This window comes from Bacteroides sp. AM16-24 (assembly GCF_003471885.1).
In the GTDB taxonomy this organism is placed as follows: Bacteria; Bacteroidota; Bacteroidia; order Bacteroidales; family Bacteroidaceae; genus Bacteroides.
In genome coordinates, this window is record NZ_QRKI01000004.1 from 189,728 (window position 1) to 209,363 (window position 19,636).

Consider the following 19,636-nt stretch of genomic DNA (forward strand, 5'->3'; position numbering starts at 1 on the left):
CTATTATGAAACTGAGCCAAGCATCTTTATCACTCTTAGAAAAGACCATAAGACAAGCAGTCAGCAAATACACTTGCGGCTGCGAGCAAACTATTGTGACCGACATTCATCTGCAAACCAACCAGAATTCCGGCGAACTATCCATCTTTGATGACGAAGACGAATATCTGGCGTGTGCCTCTATCGAGGAATGGATGACTTATGACGGAGATGATTTCTACGAAAATGCAGAACGTATTCTTTCTACCTTACTCCACAACATGAAGAACGGAGGTGACTTTGAAAAACTGGCTATCCTGAAACCTTACTCTTTCGTATTAGTGGATGATGAAAAGGAGACAATTGCAGAGTTACTGCTAATGGATGATGACACGTTGCTTGTGAACGAAGAATTGCTGAAAGGTCTGGATGAAGAGTTGGATTCTTTTCTGAAAGAACTGCTGGAAAAGTAATAGCATTTGATTTATAAAAAATAAATTAGCCCTTGCAGTAATCGGATATTGCAAGGGCTAATTCGTTTATAGTAAAAGGTCCGGGAGAACTCCCGGACCAAAAGGCTTATTTCTTCAGCGCAGCAATACTCTCTTTCAGAGAGTTGATAATACTTTCCGCATCCGCCTGTTTCTTACGTTCCAGTTCAAGGACAGCGGCAGGAGCATTATTCACAAACTTCTCATTGCTCAGCTTCTTCATGACACCTTGCAGGAAACCTTCTTTGTGCTTCAATTCAGCTTCCATACGGGCTATTTCAGCTTCTACATCAATCATATTACCCAAAGGTACAGCATATTCCGTAGTTCCTACCATGAATGAAGCAGCACCTTCAGTTTTAGCATCTACCACATCAATTGCTGTAAGATTACACATCTTTAGGATCACCGCATTAAACTCAGCAATTGGATTTTCACCCACAACCTGTAATGTCAACGGTTCCTTTTGAGCAATATTCTTCTGCAAACGGATAGAGCGAATGTTACTGATCACCTCTTTCACCACTTCAAATTGCCGGATAGTATCAGTATCTACATAAGTATTTATAGTCAAAGGACATACCATAATACTTTCACCTTCTTCGCGCTCATACATCTGTTGCCAGAGTTCTTCGGTAATGAACGGCATGAACGGATGAAGTAAATGAAGCAGATTATCAAAATAACCAATCGTAGCAGCATGAATTGAACTGTTGATACCTTGCCCGTAAGCCGGCTTAATAATTTCGAGATACCAAGAAGAGAATTCATCCCAGAACAATTTATAAACAGCCATAAGAGCTTCACTCAAACGATATTTACTAAACAAGTCAGCTACCTCGGCAGCAACCTCATTCTGCTTGGATTCAAACCAGCAAGATGCCAGTCTTGCAGCTTCCGGTACAGGCTGACTGTCATCTATTTTCCAACCACTTACCAAACGGTAGGCATTCCATATCTTGTTACAGAAGTTACGTCCCTGTTCGCAAAGAGCATCATCAAACAAGATGTCATTTCCGGCAGGAGCAGCCAGCATCATACCCATACGCACACCATCGGCACCATATTTCTCTATCAGTTCCAACGGGTCGGGAGAATTACCGAGGGACTTGGACATCTTACGTCCCAACTTATCGCGAACGATACCCGTAAAGTACACATTCTTGAACGGCATCTTTCCTTCATACTCATAACCTGCCATAATCATGCGGGCTACCCAGAAGAAGATAATATCCGGACCGGTTACCAAGTCACTTGTCGGATAGTAGTAATTGATTTCCTCATTTCCCGGATTATTAATACCGTCAAACAAAGAGATGGGCCACAGCCAAGAAGAGAACCAAGTATCCAGACAGTCTTCATCCTGACGAAGATCTTCCATGGTCAGGGCCGGATTGCCGGTCTTCTCTTTTGCCAGTTTCAGAGCTTCTTCTTCAGTAGCAGCTACCACATATCCACCTTCCGGAAGGAAGTATGCCGGAATGCGATGTCCCCACCACAGCTGACGGCTGATACACCAGTCCTTGATGTTCTCCATCCAGTGACGATAAGTATTCTTATACTTGGCAGGATAGAATTTCAGATCGTCATTCATTACAGGAGGCAATGCCATATCTGCAAAATGCTGCATTTTGAGGAACCATTGCATAGAAAGCTTCGGCTCTATAACCACGTTGGTACGCTCAGAATAACCGACCTTATTGGTATAGGCTTCCACCTTATCCAACAGGCCGGCAGCATTCAGGTCTTTCTCAATCTGCTTACGAACATCAAAGCGATCCATACCGATATAAAGACCGGCAGCCTCGCTCAATGTACCATTATCGTTGAAGATATCAATGCTTGGCAAGTTATACTTTTCACCCAGCATATAGTCGTTCACATCATGCGCAGGGGTTACTTTCAGGCAACCTGTACCGAACTCAATATCTACATAATCATCTTCGATTACCGGAATAACACGATTTACCAAAGGAACGATCACTTTCTTACCTTTCAACCATTCGTTCTTCGGGTCGTTCGGATTGATACACATAGCGGTATCACCCATGATCGTTTCAGGACGGGTAGTAGCTACCACAGCATAGCGTCCTTCTGCATCACCTTCCACTTTATAGCGCAGATAATACAGTTTGCCATGCTCTTCCTTGTAGATAACTTCTTCATCAGAAAGGGCAGTCAAAGCCTTCGGGTCCCAGTTTACCATACGTACACCACGATAAATCAATCCCTTATTGTATAGGTCTACAAATACTTTCAATACACTTTCGCTACGCTTTTCGTCCATAGTGAAAGCGGTACGGTCCCAATCACAGGAAGCACCGAGTTTACGCAGCTGCTTTAGGATGATGCCACCATGCTCATCTGTCCACTCCCAGGCATGCTTCAGGAATTCGTCACGGGTGAGATCCGTTTTCTTAATTCCTTGTGCAGCCAGCTTATTTACTACTTTCGCTTCAGTAGCGATAGAAGCGTGGTCAGTACCCGGTACCCAGCAGGCATTTTTGCCTTCCATACGGGCACGGCGTACCAGAATATCTTGAATGGTATTATTAAGCATGTGTCCCATGTGGAGCACACCGGTGACGTTAGGGGGCGGAATGACGATGGTGTAAGGCTCACGACCATCGGGTTTTGAACTGAATAATTTGTGATCCAACCAATACTGGTACCATTTTCCCTCTACGTCAGCAGGGTTGTACTTACTTGCTAATTCCATATCTTTAAATCTGTATATAATTTATTTATCGCGAATAATGGGCGCAAAATTACTAAATTTAATTCAAATCTTACCACCCTCCGGCACTTTCTGCGCCGAGAACGACAAATATAAAGCTAATTTCTTACGTGACATTTAATAAATGTATATTTTTGCCTTTCAAATAAATTTGCGATGAAATATAAACTGAAGATTCGTTATATCGTGCTATGCACGCTCTTGTTAGTAGTCTGGACCACACAGTTCATTCCGGCTATGGGAAAAATATATGCACACAGCGTATATCCTGTCATAGCCTATATTCTTTCGTCTTTCTCCCGCCTCATTCCCTTTGCCATAGGTGACTTATTCATAGCCCTCAGCATTGCGGGCGTACTCCTCTACCCTATCTATGCCCGCCGCTTTCAGAAGAAAAAGTGGAAACGCATCTTGCTGAATGATATTGAATATCTGTTATGGATATACGTCTGGTTCTATCTGGCTTGGGGACTTAATTATTCACAGCCCAATTTCTACCAGCGAACAGAGATTCCTTACACTGCATACACTCCCGAAAACTTCCGGAACTTTGTTGATGATTACGTTGACAAACTGAATGGTTCGTATGTAAATGTAACTACCATCAATAAGGATCTCATCCGTCGGGAAACAGTTCGCGGATACAATCAGATCAGTGATGCACTGGGTGTACATCATCCTTTCCATAAATCACCACGGGTAAAGACAATGCTTTTCACTCCACTGATTTCCATGGTGGGTGTCACCGGTAGCATGGGACCTTTCTTCTGTGAATTTACCTTGAATGGAGATCTGCTCCCCTCACAGTATCCTGCCACGTATGCTCACGAGCTGGCACATTTATTGGGCATTTCCAGCGAGGCGGAAGCCAACTTCTACGCTTATCAGGTCTGTACCCGTTCGCAAGCGCGAGGTATCCGTTTCTGCGGATATTTTTCAGTACTGGGACACATACTTGTCAATGCCCGCCGACTGATGGATAAAGAAGAATACAAAGAGCTCTTCAACCGGATACGCCCCGAAATCATTGAACTGGCTAAAAGTAATCAGGAATACTGGACAGAGAAATACAGTCCACTCATCGGAGATATACAAGACTGGATATACGACCTGTACCTGAAAGGGAACAAGATACAAAGTGGCCGCAAGAACTACTCCGAAGTAGTCGGGTTGCTTATATCCTATTATACACATTGCAATAAATAACCCTATAAAGATATGTTACATACAAGAAAAGAACAGATGGAAGCCTTCGGACGCTTCCTGGACATACTCGATGAACTCCGCGAGAAATGTCCCTGGGATCGCAAGCAGACCAACGAAAGTTTACGTCCCAACACCATTGAAGAAACTTATGAACTTTGTGACGCCCTGATACGTGACGATAAAAATGATATCTGCAAAGAGCTGGGAGACGTCTTGCTACACGTAGCTTTCTACGCAAAGATAGGTTCCGAGAAAGGCGATTTTGACATGAAAGATGTATGCGACCACCTTTGCGAGAAATTAATCTTCCGCCATCCTCATGTGTTCGGTGACGTAAAAGCTGATACTGCCGGACAAGTTTCCGAAAACTGGGAACAACTAAAGTTAAGAGAGAAAGGTGGAAACAAGAGTGTGTTAAGTGGTGTCCCTGCCGCCCTTCCTTCACTCATCAAAGCTTACCGTATCCAGGACAAAGCCCGCAATGTCGGCTTCGACTGGGAAGAACGGGAACAAGTGTGGGATAAGGTAAAAGAAGAAATCCAGGAGTTTCAGGCAGAAGTTGCCAATATGGATAAGGACAAAGCAGAAGCCGAATTCGGGGATGTACTATTCAGCCTCATCAATGCCGCACGCCTCTACAAGATCAATCCGGATAATGCATTAGAACGCACTAACCAGAAATTTATCAACCGTTTTAATTATCTGGAAGCACACACCATCAAGGAAGGCAAAAACTTGCATGATATGACTCTGGAAGAGATGGACGTCCTCTGGAACGAAGCTAAAAAGCTGGAAAAATAAAAACTCAAATGCATAGGACTGCGAAGATTCACACTTGCGGCTGCGAAGGGCATCACTTATACAAGTGAAGGCTTACATTCCCGCAAGTGTAAGCCTTCGCAGCCGCATGTATCGGCTATAGACGAAAAAAGGAGCCGAAGCTCCTAATATTCTGTTATTTTTTCTTTCCTTGCGGTTTTTGAGGTTCTCCACCTTTATGATGCATCCCCTTCAGCAACTCACGGTTAAAACGCATTTCAGCACGCTGTACTAAATATATCTTTTTGTTCGAAAGTATCTTCTTAAACTTCTCATAGTAAGTTTTCTCCAGACGGTTGGTAGCAATACGGGCATCGTATACGCCTTCTAAAATCTCATTATATTGCGCTTCGGTCGTCTTTTCATCCTTTCCCTTTCGAAGTAAGTTCCATGCCTCATCATTCAGTTGCTTTTTGCGATCCTGCAATTCAAAATAAACGGGGAAGAATTTAGCAGCTTCTTCCTTGGTCAATCCAGCTTTCTCAGTGATATACGCTTTCTGCTTGGCACGGAATTCGTCAGGAGACAAATGTTGATTACATCCATCCATAGCCCACGACAAGGGGATGAAACTGCACATCACAATAAACAAAACAATCAGCTTTTTCATTTTCTTCTCATACAGTTAAGTTGTTATTCACATCACTCTGTACCGGCATCTGTGAGATAGACATACAGCGAATAATCATCCAGCATGGAATTATCCAGCACAGCACTGATATATTCATCAGAAACAACTTCGGTTTCAGGTTCGTCCATCGCTATCCGGTTGTTAACAGGTGTACGATCAGTAGAAGCAACGCGGATAATCAATGCTGCGCCGACAAACATGGCAGTCATATATACCCATGGTTTAAATCTCTCCCACTTCGTAGGTTCTCTCTTAATAATTGCAGGTGTTTCCTTTTCGGGAAGCCGGCTCATCACCTCTGAAGTAAGATTCTCAAAGTATCCGTCAGGAACACGGAAAATATTTTCCTTCCCTACCTTCTTCAATATGTTATCTTCTTCTTTCATAAGCTTTTTCCTCTCTGTTAGGTTAGACTACGTTTTGGGATAAAGGTTTAAACCTCTCCCTCCAAAAACTTTTCGATTTTTTTCACGGCATGATGATAAGAGGCTTTCAGAGCACCGACAGATGTACCGAAGATGTCGGACATCTCCTCGTATTTCATTTCCTGGTAATACTTTAAGTTGAATACCATACGTTGCTTTTCCGGCAGTGTAAGCAATGCTTTCTGTAGAGACTTCTGTGCTCGGTCTCCGGAGAAATAGGGATCGCTTTCCAGTTTCTGAAGTGCAGAAGCATCTTCATCATCGATAGAAACAGTAGTTACAGCGCGTTGTTTATTTAGGAAAGTCAAACATTCATTCAAAGCGATGCGATAGAGCCAGGTAGAAAGCTTCGCATCTCCACGGAAATAATCGATATTGGTCCATGCCTTAATGAACGTGTTCTGAAGTAAGTCATTGGCATCTTCATGCAAAAGCACCATACGACGGATCTGCCAGTATAATTGTTCGCTATATTGCGCAACAATCAACTCAAACCCTCGCTTTTGTGTACTTTCATCTTGTAGAAGCTCCAGCACTTCGCGTTCATTATAGGAAGGATTCATAAGTATCTATTCCGTTTTGTTTATTTGATTACCACTTTCCGCACGACATTCCCAATCTTAAAGATGTAATAACCTTTAGGCAAATTCACCTGAACGGTGACATCCGTAGAGTCAATGCGTATCGTGGTAAGTTTCACGCCTACAATATTGTAGACTTCCATCTGGGAGCCGGGTTCTGCATTCTGCACACGTACCCGGTTATCCACCGAAACAGTCAGCACAATAGTAGAAGACGGCTGCTCTTTCTGAGCCGTTTCCTGCTTCCGACCGTCCTGCGCCCATGCCACGGACTGCGACGAAAAAGTCAACAAAAAGAAAAAACAGTAGAGTAACTTTCTCATCTATAAGCCTATGTTTTCAGATTATTCCGTACAAATATACGGCATTCGGTTCGATAAAACAAAAAACAGACAGTTAAATGATAAATTAGGGGCTATGCCGCTAATTTAAGTTACGAGCTACGGGATACAAGATACAAGTACTTTGCAGCGTGAAAGTAGCTTTATTTCCCTCCTAAGAGAAGAATAATTAAAATAGTTTAACCATAAATAGCATATCGAAAGGCACTTGTAACTTGTAGCCCGTCACTAATTTAGTGCTATGCACTAAATTATACCTCTAGGCACAGCGTTTCCTTAGCCAGCACCGTCTCAGGGAAAACAGCCGAAGCTTCTTTAAGCAAAATATTCTCATCCTCATAACGGGCAGAGAAATGCCCGATCACCATTTTTTTCACTCCTGCTGCCTTGGCTATCTCTCCCGCCTGAGCAGCAGTAGTATGAAAAGTTTCTTTGGCACGAGGCAAATCCGCATTTGCAAAAGTGGCCTCATGGAATAGTAAATCTACTCCTTTTATTTGTTCTGCAATCTCAGGCATATAGATGGTATCCGAACAATAGGCATAACTACGCGGTGGATCAGACGGACGCGTCAATAAGGAATTGGAAATGATTTTGCCTTCCGGAGTCACATAATCTTCCCCATTCTTTATCCTATTCAACTCGTATACCGGCACTTCATAGAAGTCGACCATCTCCCGAATGATATGATTGGGTCGCTGCTTCTCTGCAAACAGAAAGCCACAACAAGGCATACGATGACGCAATGGAATGGTAGTCACTGTCAGAGAACGATCTTCATAGATCATTCCAGGTTCTTTCGTCTCAAACTCATGGAAAAGAACCTGATACGTCATTTGCCGGCAAAAGAAACTTAGCATCGGAACAAATAGGGCTTCCAACCCTTTCGGTGAATGGATATGTAACTCAGCCGTGCGCCCCAGCAGATTAAGCGTGGATATCAATCCCAGCAAACCAAAGCAGTGATCTCCATGCAGATGAGAAATAAAAATATGATTCAAGCGGGAAAACTTCAGTCGGGACTTGCGGAATTGTAATTGCGATCCTTCTCCGCAGTCTATCATATAAAGTTTGTCACGCACATTCACCACTTGCGAAGTGGCAAAATGACGAGTAGTAGGCAGCGCAGAACCGCAGCCCAGTATATGTAATTCAAATTTCTCCATAACACTGCAAAGATACGGAAATTCACCACAGAGGGCACAGAGAACATAGAGTTTTTTCTGCTTGATAAGAAGTACTCCGTGGCCTCCGTGTCCCCTATGATGAAAAAAGAAAAGGGTACCTGTAATTACAAGCACCCTTTACCTTATTTATTATATAGAAGTGATTACTTCTTTCCAGCTTCCATTTGCTCTTTCAAAGCAGCCAGAGCGTCGATGTCGCCCAAAGTAGTAGAAGCAGCCTGGTTTTGAATAGCCGGAGCGTCTTCTCTCTTATTGCCAGCCGGCTTCTTACCAGCAGCCTTCTTTTCAGCTCTTTCTTCTGCCTTTGCAGCATCTTCGAAGATACGGCTGTGAGAAAGGATGATACGCTTAGCATCTTTGTTGAACTCAATAACCTTGAATGACAGTTTCTCATCCATCTGAGCCTGAGAACCATCTTCCTTAACGAGGTGTTTCGGAGTAGCGAAACCTTCTACACCGTATGGCAGAGCAACAACAGCACCCTTATCCAGCATTTCGATGATAGTACCTTCGTGTACAGAACCTACAGTGAATACTGTTTCGAATACATCCCAGGGGTTTTCTTCAAGTTGCTTGTGGCCAAGGCTCAAGCGACGGTTTTCTTTGTCGATTTCCAGTACCTGAACTTCGATGTCTGCACCGATCTGAGTGAATTCAGAAGGATGCTTAACTTTCTTAGTCCAAGACAGGTCAGAGATGTGGATCAAACCGTCAACACCTTCTTCGATTTCAACGAATACACCGAAGTTAGTGAAGTTACGAACCTTAGCAGTGTGCTTAGAACCTACAGGATACTTCTCTTCGATAGTTTCCCACGGATCTTGTTTCAGTTGTTTGATACCCAAAGACATCTTACGTTCTTCACGGTCCAGAGTCAGAACTACTGCTTCAACTTCGTCACCTACCTTCATGAAGTCTTGTGCAGAACGCAAGTGTTGTGACCAAGACATTTCAGATACGTGGATCAAACCTTCAACGCCCGGAGCGATTTCGATGAATGCACCGTAGTCAGCCATAACCACTACTTTACCCTTCACCTTGTCGCCAACTTTCAGTTCAGCGCTAAGAGCATCCCAAGGATGCGGAGTGAGTTGCTTCAGACCGAGAGCGATACGCTTCTTCTCATCGTCGAAATCAAGGATAACAACGTTGAGCTTCTGATCGAGTTCAACCACTTCCTTCGGATCGCTTACGCGGCCCCAAGACAGGTCAGTGATGTGAATCAAACCGTCTACGCCACCCAAGTCGATGAATACACCGTATGATGTGATATTCTTAACGGTACCCTCAAGAACTTGTCCTTTTTCAAGCTTACCGATAATTTCTTTCTTCTGTTGTTCCAGTTCAGCTTCGATAAGAGCCTTGTGAGAAACAACCACGTTCTTGAATTCCTGGTTGATCTTAACAACCTTGAATTCCATAGTTTTGCCAACGAATACATCGTAGTCGCGGATAGGTTTCACGTCGATCTGAGAACCCGGCAAGAAAGCTTCGATACCGAATACGTCTACGATCATACCACCCTTTGTGCGGCACTTGATGTAACCCTTGATAATTTCTTCGTTTTCCAAAGCAGCGTTCACCCGATCCCAAGAGCGAGTAGCGCGAGCTTTACGGTGAGACAGAACCAACTGTCCTTTTTTGTCTTCCTGGTTTTCGATGTATACTTCTACAGTATCACCGATCTTCAAGTCAGGATTGTAGCGGAATTCATTCAAAGGAATGATACCGTCTGATTTGTAACCGATGTTCACAACAACTTCACGTTTGTTCATCGCGATTACAGTTCCGTCAACTACCTCACGGTCGTTAACTTTGTTAAGCGTACTGTCGTAAGCCTTTTCCAACTCTTCGTGGCTGGCACCACCGAAGGTTTCGCCATTTTCATAAGCATCCCAGTTGAAGTCTTCAACAGGCGCTACATTTTTTAAGTTTTCCATTAAATAAAATAAGTTGTTTAATAATTAATTGAGTGAGACATTATATTAGCTCATAAATTCGGGCGCAAAGATAGTAGTATTTTCTTGAAGAGCAAAAAGTTCCATCTGTTATTTCTCGGTATTTTTACATCCGGCTCGTATAAAAATAGTGGGAACTCCGACCGAGTTGTTTTGTATAGAGAACGAAACAAGGCAAAAACGTTCTGTAGGTGGTGCATTTGCCACAAACAAACGGTCTAAATGCCACACGTCAATGAAGTAAATGCCACACGTCAATCCCCCAAATGCCACATGTTTCACCTGCTGAGCTATGGCATTTCACTTATTGAGTTGTGGCATTCGGGAAGCTAAGATGTGGCATTTCAAATGAAATGAAAAGGGAGGATACAAATAGAGGAGAAACAATGTCCCTCCTCTTATGCTAATTTAAAGTTGAATCTGAATTAAGATTACGAATACAAATATACGACATTGAAAAGCCGAAGTCAAGTATTCAGGTGTTTTTTTTGAAAGGGAAGTAGTCGCTGAAAGAGATACAATAGGGAAAGCATGAGAGTCATTTGCAAAAGATAAGACATTTCAAGCATTCTTCCTGATATACGCCAGCGCCGCCCCTATCGCCGTCCTGTATTCCGCATACTGTGGAATATGGAAACGCACCCCATATATCTTTTCCATATTTGGAAAAACCTCATGGCATTGCGGAAATTTAGTAAGATTACCGATCAAGACGAAATCTTTGACAGGACCATTCAGCGCAGACAACACAGCTGCACCACCTATCGTTTGCAGTACCATATAAATAATCCCTTTTGCAATATCTTCCTGCGAAGCGTTGCTATCCGCCTTTCCGAACAAAGAAGCAGTGGCATGCACCGGAAGATCCGGCAAAGGACGATTGCAAATATCTCCGATCTGTAAGTTTACGCGGGTAACGTCGCCTTTCTCGGCAATGGCTGCAATCTGCCTGAAATCATGCGTCTTCAGCAACAAGCGGGAAAGCCCCTGCAAAGTGCCTCCGCCAATAGCCATACCACCGATATGTTCTATCTTCTCCCCGCTGATTCTTACGAAAGAAGTGCCCGTTCCCATGCTTACCACAATCAACTGGTCAATATCTGTGGCATGACGTGCACCCAACCCATTGGCTATAAACTCATCGACCTTATCCGTGGGTAAACCATACAATGGACTATCTACAAATGCACTGCCCACACCTGTCAGCATCACTTGCTCTATATCCGAAAGCTGAATGTCATTATCATAAATATACTTCCCGAAAGCCCCGAACAAAGAAGTAACCGGATCAGTCGCAGTGATAAACATCGGTGACTGTATCTGTTCTCCGTTGATTCCTACAATTTTTGTAGTACTTCCACCAACGTCTATTCCTATTACAATTCCCATAGTTTCAATATTGTATTCGGCTACAAAGGTACAAATTGTTTTATTGCAAACATGTATTCAGATTTTTTTTGCTCCGCACATCTATTTAGAGAAATTCATCTTGAAGAGCAGATTCCTCTGCTTCATTTTCAGTCCCAAAGCCCTATCTTAACCCTGTCAAGTCCGTACCAAGTCCGTATCTGGTCCGTATAAAGGTACCTTTACTTGGGCTTGACACGGACTTGGTACGGACTTGATACGGAGAAGACGAATGTATCAGCATCAATGGCTGCAAACCTTCGTTATATCCACCGTAAATCCGTCAGCAGCAGGCATGAATTTTCCTTTTGCTTTCAGAAACTCTATCAATTTATCCGCATCCATATCTTCTGCCGAGCAAGTATAGAAATGCTGATGCTCACCGAATTTCCGGATGATTGCCTCTTTTAATGATGATTCCGAATAACTGTTGCCTTCCATCATGTGAAGGACTTCATGAGCATGTAACTGTTCCATAATCTATTTTTTCTGCAAAGATAGCACAGAGCACGGATTGAAGTTGTAACATATGTGACACGAACCTATAAAAAATAAAGAAGCAAAGTTAAAAGCTCTTTTTTACCTCCCGATATACGTTTCGGGAAGTTTCTCCGTTTATAGAAAAGGTATGAGACATTTTTGGTTACTGACATCTCTTATAATACTATTCTCCACTCCCGCCCTTGCCCAGAAAGCGGTCAAGATAGGCGGAACGGTTACGGATGAAAATGGTAATCCGATTGAATTGGCAACAATACGATTGGAAGGGACAGCTATAGGCACAGTCAGCAACCTGAAAGGGAGATATTCGCTGAAATTCGAAAGCCGAGACAGTGTAACGGTCATCTTCTCCATGCTGGGATACCAGACCCGGAAACGAAAGTTAGTACGTCCGCAGGGAAATATTAGTCTGAACATAACCTTGCCCCCGATGAATTTTGAATTGGGCGAAGTGAGCGTAACAGAGCGCCGTCGGCAAACCGGAACCATCCAACAAATAGAAACCAAACAAAACCGCCTCGCCCCCGACGCTTCGGGCGGAAGCATAGAAGCCGTGATAGCCACACAGGCCGGAGTGAGTAGCAACAACGAACTCAGTTCGCAATACAACGTGCGCGGCGGTAGTTTCGACGAGAACATGGTGTACGTCAATGGCATTGAAATATACCGCCCCTTGCTGATCCGTTCCGGGCAACAGGAAGGATTGAGTTTCATCAATCCCGATATGGTGCAATCCGTCGGCTTCTCCACGGGAGGCTATGAGGCCAAGTACGGGGACAAGATGTCATCCGTGCTGGACATCACTTACAAGAAACCCGAACGATTGGAAGGAAGTGCCTCCGTCAGCCTGTTGGGAGCTTCGGCATACGTAGGAATTGCCACCAAAAAGCTAACCTGGACAAACGGCGTCCGTTATAAAACCAACCAATATTTGCTCGGCACGCTGGATACAAAAGGAGAATACAACCCACGTTATATCGACTATCAAACTTATCTGGACTGGACACCTTCGAAGCGTTGGGAAATAGGCGTCATCGGCAATATTTCAGAAAACCGCTATAACTTCCAGCCGGAAGACCGCTACACCCGCTTCGGTACTCTCAGCAATGTACGTGAGTTTAAAGTTTATTTTGAAGGACAGGAGAAAGATTTATTCCGCACCCTGTTCGGAACCGCCTACGCCACCTACCGGCTGAACGAACAAAACAGCCTGACCCTGCAAGCCTCCGCCTTCCACACGAAAGAACAGGAAACGTACGACATCACCGGGCAATACTGGCTGAACTCCCTGGACAGTGGAACGCAAGTAGACGGCACTACCAACGAAGAGGAAACTTCCGAAACCATCGGTGTGGGAACTTACATGGAACATGCCCGCAATTACCTTACCGCAGAAGTGCAAAGTTATTCCATCACAGGCCGCCACCGACTGAAAAGCCACTCCCTGCAATGGGGTGCGGAGTTCAAACGGGAACGCATCAAAGACCGGATGCGCGAATGGGAAATGCGCGACTCTGCCGGATACTCCATGCCGCAGACTTCCGAAGGGCCGGAACTATTCTACACCCTCCGCTCACGCAATGAAACGGACAGCAAACGATACGGATTTTACCTGCAAGATACATACCGCTTCCGCTCCACCGCCGGACTATTCACCCTGACCGCCGGCATACGAGGCAGTTACTGGAACTGGAACAAAGAATTCATCTTCAGCCCGCGTGCGTCCCTGGCTCTGATTCCGGCATTCAATGAGAAATTCACCCTGAGAGTAGCCGCCGGAGTCTATTACCAGGCACCATTTTATAAAGAATTCCGGGATACTACCCAAGTTGACGGGATAGCTACCGTATCCCTGAACCGTGACATCCGTTCGCAGCGCTCCCTGCACTTCGTTGCAGGCGGCGACTATAATTTCCGTGCCATGGAGCGCCCGTTCCGCTTCTCTATGGAAGTGTATTACAAAGCGTTGGGCAATCTCATCCCTTACAATATAGATAATGTACGGATCAGTTATTACGGACGCAACCTTTCCAAAGGTTACGCCACTGGTATCGACATGAAACTATTCGGTGAATTTGTTCCCGGAACAGATTCCTGGCTGAGCTTCTCCTTAATGAAAACTGAAGAAAAAATAAACGGACAATGGCTCCCCCGCCCTACCGACCAGCGCTACCGTCTTTCGCTCTATTTTACAGACTATTTTCCCGGTAGTCGCAAATGGAAAATGAACCTGAAAGGTACACTTGCAGGAGGTCTTCCCTTCGGTCCTCCACATAGCGGACGCGAGGCTGCCGTATTCCGTACATCCCCTTACCGGCGTGTGGATATAGGTATGTCCCGCTGTATCATCGACCGTAGCGAACGCGAAAATAAGCGCGGCATCCGCAGCCTTTGGTTGGGGGTTGATATTTTCAATTTGCTAAATATCAGCAACGTCAACTCCTATTATTGGGTAACAGACACCCGAAATAACCAGTTTGCAGTGCCCAATTACCTGACATCCCGTCAGATTAACGTCCGACTGTTGCTCGACTTCTGAACAGAAGTCTAAAAAAAACTTTCTAAACTTCAAATATCCAATAATTAATTGACGAAAAATTTCTTTATTAAGCAAGAAATCTCTTTCTTTGTGCTGTTTTATGCCTTTAATTAAGACATTATACCAACATTAATAAATATAGTTATGAAGATTTCACACATTGAGCATCTGGGCATTGCCGTAAAGAGCATTGAAGAAGCCCTGCCGTATTACGAGAACGTATTGGGTCTGAAATGCTACAACATCGAAACTGTAGAAGACCAGAAAGTAAAAACCGCTTTTCTGAAAGTTGGTGACACTAAAATCGAACTTCTCGAACCGACCTCTCCCGAAAGTACTATTGCTAAGTTCATCGAAAACAAAGGTGCAGGCGTTCATCACGTGGCATTTGCTATTGAAGACGGTGTAGCAAACGCATTAGCTGAAGTAGAAGCTGCAGGCGTTCGCTTAATCGACAAGGCTCCGCGCAAAGGTGCTGAAGGTCTGAACATTGCTTTCTTACACCCGAAATCAACACTGGGCGTATTGACAGAACTTTGCGAAAAGCCGGAATAATATGCATTAATTACGAAATTAGGAATGACGAATTACTTATTTTACAGGCAGTTCGTCATTTGTAATTCATAATTCACAATAAAAAATAGTATTAACCCATTATATTTAATAAAATGAGTAATCAACTTGAAAAGATTAAAGAGCTTATAGATCGCCGCACAGCTGCACGTCTGGGTGGTGGTGAAAAAGCGATTGCCAAACAGCATGAGAAAGGTAAATATACAGCTCGTGAGCGCATAGCCATGCTTCTCGACGAAGGTAGTTTCGAAGAAATGGATATGTTTGTAGAGCACAGATGTACCAACTTCGGTATGGAAAAGAAACACTATCCCGGTGATGGTGTTGTGACCGGTTGTGGTACTATCGACGGCCGTTTGGTTTATCTGTTCGCACAGGACTTTACGGTTTCTGCCGGTTCTTTGTCTGAAACGATGTCTCTGAAGATCTGTAAGATTATGGATCAGGCAATGAAAATGGGTGCTCCTTGTATCGGTATCAACGATTCGGGTGGTGCACGTATTCAGGAAGGTATCAATGCTCTGGCAGGTTATGCTGAAATCTTCCAGCGCAACATCCTGGCATCAGGTGTTATCCCGCAGATCTCAGGTATCTTCGGCCCTTGTGCCGGTGGTGCTGTTTACTCTCCTGCACTGACTGACTTCACGTTGATGATGGAAGGTACTTCTTATATGTTCCTTACCGGTCCGAAGGTGGTTAAGACTGTAACGGGTGAGGATGTAACTCAGGAAAATCTGGGTGGCGCAAGTGTCCACTCTACTAAATCAGGTGTAACTCACTTCACTGCCAAGACTGAAGAAGAAGGTTTGGCCTTGCTGCGTAAACTGCTGAGCTATATTCCTCAGAACAACCTGGAAGAAGCTCCTTACGTAGATTGCACCGATCCAATCGACCGTCTGGAAGATTCTCTGAATGAAATCATCCCCGATAGCCCGAACAAGCCGTACGACATGTACGAAGTAATTGCTGCTATCGTTGACAACGGTGAGTTCCTCGAAGTTCAAAAAGATTACTCAAAGAATATCATTATCGGTTTCGCACGTTTCAACGGACAGTCCGTAGGTATCGTTGCCAACCAGCCGAAGTATCTGGCAGGTGTGCTCGACAGCAACGCATCCCGTAAGGGTGGTCGCTTCGTTCGTTTCTGCGATGCTTTCAATATTCCTATCGTTTCATTGGTAGACGTTCCGGGATTCCTTCCGGGGACAGGCCAGGAATACAATGGTGTAATTCTGCATGGTGCTAAGTTGCTGTATGCTTACGGTGAAGCTACTGTACCTAAGGTAACAGTTACATTGCGTAAGTCTTACGGTGGTTCACACATCGTAATGAGCTGTAAGCAACTCCGTGGTGACATGAACTACGCATGGCCTACGGCTGAAATCGCTGTAATGGGTGGTGCCGGTGCCGTTGAGGTATTGTATGCCCGCGAAGCTAAGGAACAGGAAAATCCTGCTCAATTCCTGGCAGAAAAAGAAGCTGAATACACCAAGTTGTTTGCTAATCCTTATAATGCAGCTAAGTATGGTTACATCGATGATGTGATTGAACCGCGTAACACACGTTTCCGCATTATCCGCGCCTTGCAACAGTTGCAGACTAAGAAATTGACTAATCCGGCTAAGAAGCATGGTAATATTCCTTTGTAATCAGGCTTTTAACACTAAAAACAAGAACGATTATGAACAAAACAAAAATCGGAATATTCTTTACCTTGCTGCTGGTGTTAGGTGTATGCTCTTCCTGCGGAGAGAAAAGATCGAACAATAAGCTGCTGCTGAATGAAGTACTGATTACCAACGAAGGTAATTATCAGGACGACTACGGTTTGCACAGCGCATGGATTGAAATATTCAATAGATCGTATGGTAGTGCCGACCTCGCAGCATGCTTATTAAGGGCAAGCAGCCAACCCGGTGACACTTCCACCTACTTCATCCCTAAAGGTGATGTTTTGACTTTGATAAAACCACGTCAGCACTCATTATTCTGGGCAGACGGAGAACCAAGACGTGGTACATTCCATACCAATTTCACACTGGATCCAGAAAAAGAGAATTGGATCGGCTTATTTGATTCTGGCCGTAACTTGATCGATCAAGTTACTATTCCTGCCGGAGTATTGAAGACCAATCAATCTTACGGACGTGTAAGCGACGCTGCTTCTCAGTGGGAAGTTAAAGACGGTAGTGCAGAGAAATACGTAACTCCGAGTACCAACAACAAAACCATCGACAGCAATGCCAAGATGGAGAAATTCGAAGAGCATGACAGCAATGGTATCGGTATGTCTATTTCTGCCATGAGTGTAGTATTTTGCGGTTTGATCCTGCTTTTCATTGCTTTCAAGATTGTCGGCAAAGCATCTGTAAGCCTTAGCAAGCGTAATGCAATGAAGGCTAAAGGTATTACTGACAAGCAGGAAGCCAAAGAAAAGAAACTGGGCGAAGCTCCGGGAGAGATATTTGCTGCCATTGCCATGGCCATGCACGAGATGCAAAGCGATGTACACGATGTGGAAGACACCGTTCTTACTATCACCCGTGTAAAACGCAGCTATTCACCATGGAGTTCGAAGATTTACACATTACGTGAAACTCCTCTGAAAAAGTAACCACCTATAAATTGATAAAACGATGAAAGAATATAAATATAAAATCAACGGTAATACATATAAAGTTACCATTGGAGATATCGATGAAAATATCGCTCATGTAGAAGTGAACGGTACCCCCTACAAGGTAGAAATGGAAAAGGCACCTAAAGTGGTTGTTAAACCGGTAACCCGTCCTACCACTCCGGCTCCTGCTCCGACCCAGGTAGTGAAACCGGCTGCTCCTTCTACAGGCAAATCAGGTGTAAAATCTCCGCTTCCCGGTGTTATCCTCGACATCAAAGTCAATGTAGGTGATACAGTGAAGAAAGGACAAACGATTATTATCCTTGAGGCTATGAAGATGGAGAACAATATCAATGCCGACAAAGACGGTAAAATCACTGCAATCAACGTAAGTAAAGGAGATTCCGTTCTCGAAGGTAATGACCTTGTAATTATTGAATAATATGGGAGAATTTATCACATTTTTAGGAAACAACCTTGCCGACTTCTGGACGTACACGGGCTTTGCCAATGCAACGGCAGGTCATGTCACTATGATCCTGATAGGTTTGTTCTTCATATACTTGGCAGTAGCCAAGGAATTTGAGCCGATGCTGCTGATTCCCATCGGATTCGGTATGCTGATCGGTAATATCCCCTTTAACATGGAAGCCGGATTGAAAGTCGGCATCTATGAGGAAGGTTCTGTGCTCAACATCCTGTACCAAGGAGTAACCTCCGGTTGGTATCCGCCACTCATCTTCTTGGGCATCGGTGCTATGACGGACTTCTCGTCTCTGATATCCAATCCTAAATTGTTACTGATTGGTGCTGCTGCTCAGTTTGGTATCTTCGGTGCTTACATGATTGCTTTGGAAATAGGTTTCGATCCTATGCAAGCCGGTGCAATCGGTATCATCGGTGGTGCTGACGGTCCGACGGCTATCTTCCTTTCATCCAAGCTGGCTCCTAACCTGATGGGTGCGATTGCGGTATCAGCCTATTCGTACATGGCGTTGGTACCGGTAATCCAGCCGCCTATCATGCGCCTGTTGACTAACAAGCACGAACGTCTGATCCGTATGAAACCACCGCGCGTAGTTTCTCACACGGAGAAAGTAATCTTCCCGATTATCGGTTTGTTGCTGACTTGTTTCCTCGTTCCGTCCGGTCTGCCTTTGTTGGGTATGCTGTTCTTCGGTAACCTGTTGAAAGAAAGTGGTGTAACCCGTCGTTTGGCTGAAACGGCACGTGGTCCGCTGATTGATACAATCACTATCTTATTAGGTTTGACAGTAGGTGCTTCTACTCAGGCTTCTGAATTCCTGACGCTGGACTCTATCAAGATCTTCGGTCTGGGTGCATTGTCATTCGTAATTGCTACCGCTTCAGGTGTCATCTTTGTGAAGATATTCAACCTCTTCCTGAAGAAAGATAATAAGATCAATCCGTTGATTGGTAACGCAGGTGTATCTGCTGTACCCGACTCAGCACGTATATCCCAAGTTGTAGGTCTGGAATATGATCCTACTAACTACCTACTGATGCACGCCATGGGTCCGAACGTTGCAGGTGTAATCGGTTCAGCAGTAGCTGCCGGTATCTTGCTGGGATTCTTGATGTAAAAGATATGTTGTAAAATGACTCGCATCTCTGCGATTC

18 protein-coding genes are annotated in these 19,636 nt (G+C 44.3%); 9 read left to right on the forward strand and 9 right to left on the reverse strand.

Annotated elements, in window-relative coordinates:
• Positions 1–5: 5 nt before the first annotated feature.
• A complete protein-coding gene (locus DW182_RS07095) occupies positions 6–452 on the forward strand; it encodes a hypothetical protein (protein ID WP_118295101.1) in 447 nt (148 codons plus the stop codon).
• Between the two features lie 106 nt (positions 453–558).
• Here the strand turns inward: DW182_RS07095 and DW182_RS07100 are convergent, their stop codons facing one another.
• The gene (locus DW182_RS07100; protein ID WP_118295102.1) at positions 559–3,189 is read right to left on the reverse strand and encodes a valine--tRNA ligase; all 2,631 of its coding nucleotides are present in this window, start codon (positions 3,187–3,189) and stop codon (positions 559–561) included.
• Positions 3,190–3,363: 174 nt separating this feature from the next.
• Between DW182_RS07100 and DW182_RS07105 the strand changes: the two genes are divergently transcribed.
• Together DW182_RS07105 and mazG are read left to right on the forward strand one after the other, a co-directional pair.
• Positions 3,364–4,413, forward strand: coding sequence for a DUF3810 domain-containing protein (locus DW182_RS07105; RefSeq protein ID WP_118295103.1), 1,050 nt, complete (start codon positions 3,364–3,366; stop codon positions 4,411–4,413).
• Positions 4,414–4,425: 12 nt separating this feature from the next.
• Positions 4,426–5,214, forward strand: coding sequence for a nucleoside triphosphate pyrophosphohydrolase (mazG, locus tag DW182_RS07110; protein WP_044264695.1), 789 nt, complete (start codon positions 4,426–4,428; stop codon positions 5,212–5,214).
• 154 nt (positions 5,215–5,368) lie between these two features.
• Here the strand turns inward: mazG and DW182_RS07115 are convergent, their stop codons facing one another.
• From DW182_RS07115 to DW182_RS07155, 8 genes are all read right to left on the reverse strand, one after another.
• On the reverse strand, positions 5,369–5,842 hold the full coding sequence (locus DW182_RS07115) for a hypothetical protein (protein WP_118295104.1): 474 nt from the start codon (positions 5,840–5,842) through the stop codon (positions 5,369–5,371).
• A gap of 32 nt (positions 5,843–5,874) precedes the next feature.
• On the reverse strand, positions 5,875–6,249 hold the full coding sequence (locus DW182_RS07120; RefSeq protein WP_118295105.1) for a hypothetical protein: 375 nt from the start codon (positions 6,247–6,249) through the stop codon (positions 5,875–5,877).
• A 47-nt stretch (positions 6,250–6,296) separates the two neighbouring features.
• Positions 6,297–6,851 carry an RNA polymerase sigma factor gene (locus tag DW182_RS07125; RefSeq protein WP_115502464.1) on the reverse strand — a complete coding sequence of 185 codons (555 nt, stop codon included), beginning with the start codon at positions 6,849–6,851 and terminating at the stop codon, positions 6,297–6,299.
• Between the two features lie 20 nt (positions 6,852–6,871).
• On the reverse strand, positions 6,872–7,192 hold the full coding sequence (locus tag DW182_RS07130; protein ID WP_007666249.1) for a T9SS type A sorting domain-containing protein: 321 nt from the start codon (positions 7,190–7,192) through the stop codon (positions 6,872–6,874).
• A gap of 269 nt (positions 7,193–7,461) precedes the next feature.
• Positions 7,462–8,376 (reverse strand): ribonuclease Z, encoded by a 915-nt coding sequence (locus tag DW182_RS07135; protein WP_115502692.1) that lies wholly within the window; start codon positions 8,374–8,376, stop codon positions 7,462–7,464.
• A gap of 164 nt (positions 8,377–8,540) precedes the next feature.
• Positions 8,541–10,337 (reverse strand): 30S ribosomal protein S1, encoded by a 1,797-nt coding sequence (rpsA, locus tag DW182_RS07140; RefSeq protein ID WP_007212914.1) that lies wholly within the window; start codon positions 10,335–10,337, stop codon positions 8,541–8,543.
• A 579-nt stretch (positions 10,338–10,916) separates the two neighbouring features.
• The gene (gene coaW / locus DW182_RS07150; protein ID WP_118295106.1) at positions 10,917–11,744 is read right to left on the reverse strand and encodes a type II pantothenate kinase; all 828 of its coding nucleotides are present in this window, start codon (positions 11,742–11,744) and stop codon (positions 10,917–10,919) included.
• A 261-nt stretch (positions 11,745–12,005) separates the two neighbouring features.
• Entirely contained in the window at positions 12,006–12,239 is a 234-nt protein-coding gene (locus DW182_RS07155) for a YecH family metal-binding protein (protein WP_115502469.1), read from the reverse strand.
• Between the two features lie 151 nt (positions 12,240–12,390).
• Here DW182_RS07155 and DW182_RS07160 point away from each other — a divergent pair, with 151 nt between their 5' ends.
• The 6 genes from DW182_RS07160 (at position 12,391) to DW182_RS07185 (ending at position 19,599) form a co-directional block, all read left to right on the forward strand.
• Positions 12,391–14,802: a TonB-dependent receptor gene (locus DW182_RS07160; RefSeq protein WP_118295107.1), complete on the forward strand. Its 2,412-nt coding sequence runs from the start codon at positions 12,391–12,393 to the stop codon at positions 14,800–14,802.
• Positions 14,803–14,946: 144 nt separating this feature from the next.
• The gene (mce, locus tag DW182_RS07165; RefSeq protein ID WP_007212904.1) at positions 14,947–15,357 is read left to right on the forward strand and encodes a methylmalonyl-CoA epimerase; all 411 of its coding nucleotides are present in this window, start codon (positions 14,947–14,949) and stop codon (positions 15,355–15,357) included.
• A 113-nt stretch (positions 15,358–15,470) separates the two neighbouring features.
• Positions 15,471–17,024, forward strand: a complete 1,554-nt coding sequence (locus DW182_RS07170) for an acyl-CoA carboxylase subunit beta (RefSeq protein ID WP_009128927.1) — start codon at positions 15,471–15,473, stop codon at positions 17,022–17,024.
• A 32-nt stretch (positions 17,025–17,056) separates the two neighbouring features.
• The gene (locus tag DW182_RS07175) at positions 17,057–17,989 is read left to right on the forward strand and encodes an OadG family transporter subunit (protein ID WP_117693330.1); all 933 of its coding nucleotides are present in this window, start codon (positions 17,057–17,059) and stop codon (positions 17,987–17,989) included.
• A 22-nt stretch (positions 17,990–18,011) separates the two neighbouring features.
• The gene (locus DW182_RS07180; RefSeq protein ID WP_117693327.1) at positions 18,012–18,437 is read left to right on the forward strand and encodes a biotin/lipoyl-containing protein; all 426 of its coding nucleotides are present in this window, start codon (positions 18,012–18,014) and stop codon (positions 18,435–18,437) included.
• A 1-nt stretch (position 18,438) separates the two neighbouring features.
• Entirely contained in the window at positions 18,439–19,599 is a 1,161-nt protein-coding gene (locus DW182_RS07185) for a sodium ion-translocating decarboxylase subunit beta (protein ID WP_007666269.1), read from the forward strand.
• The last annotated feature ends 37 nt before the right edge of the window (positions 19,600–19,636 follow it).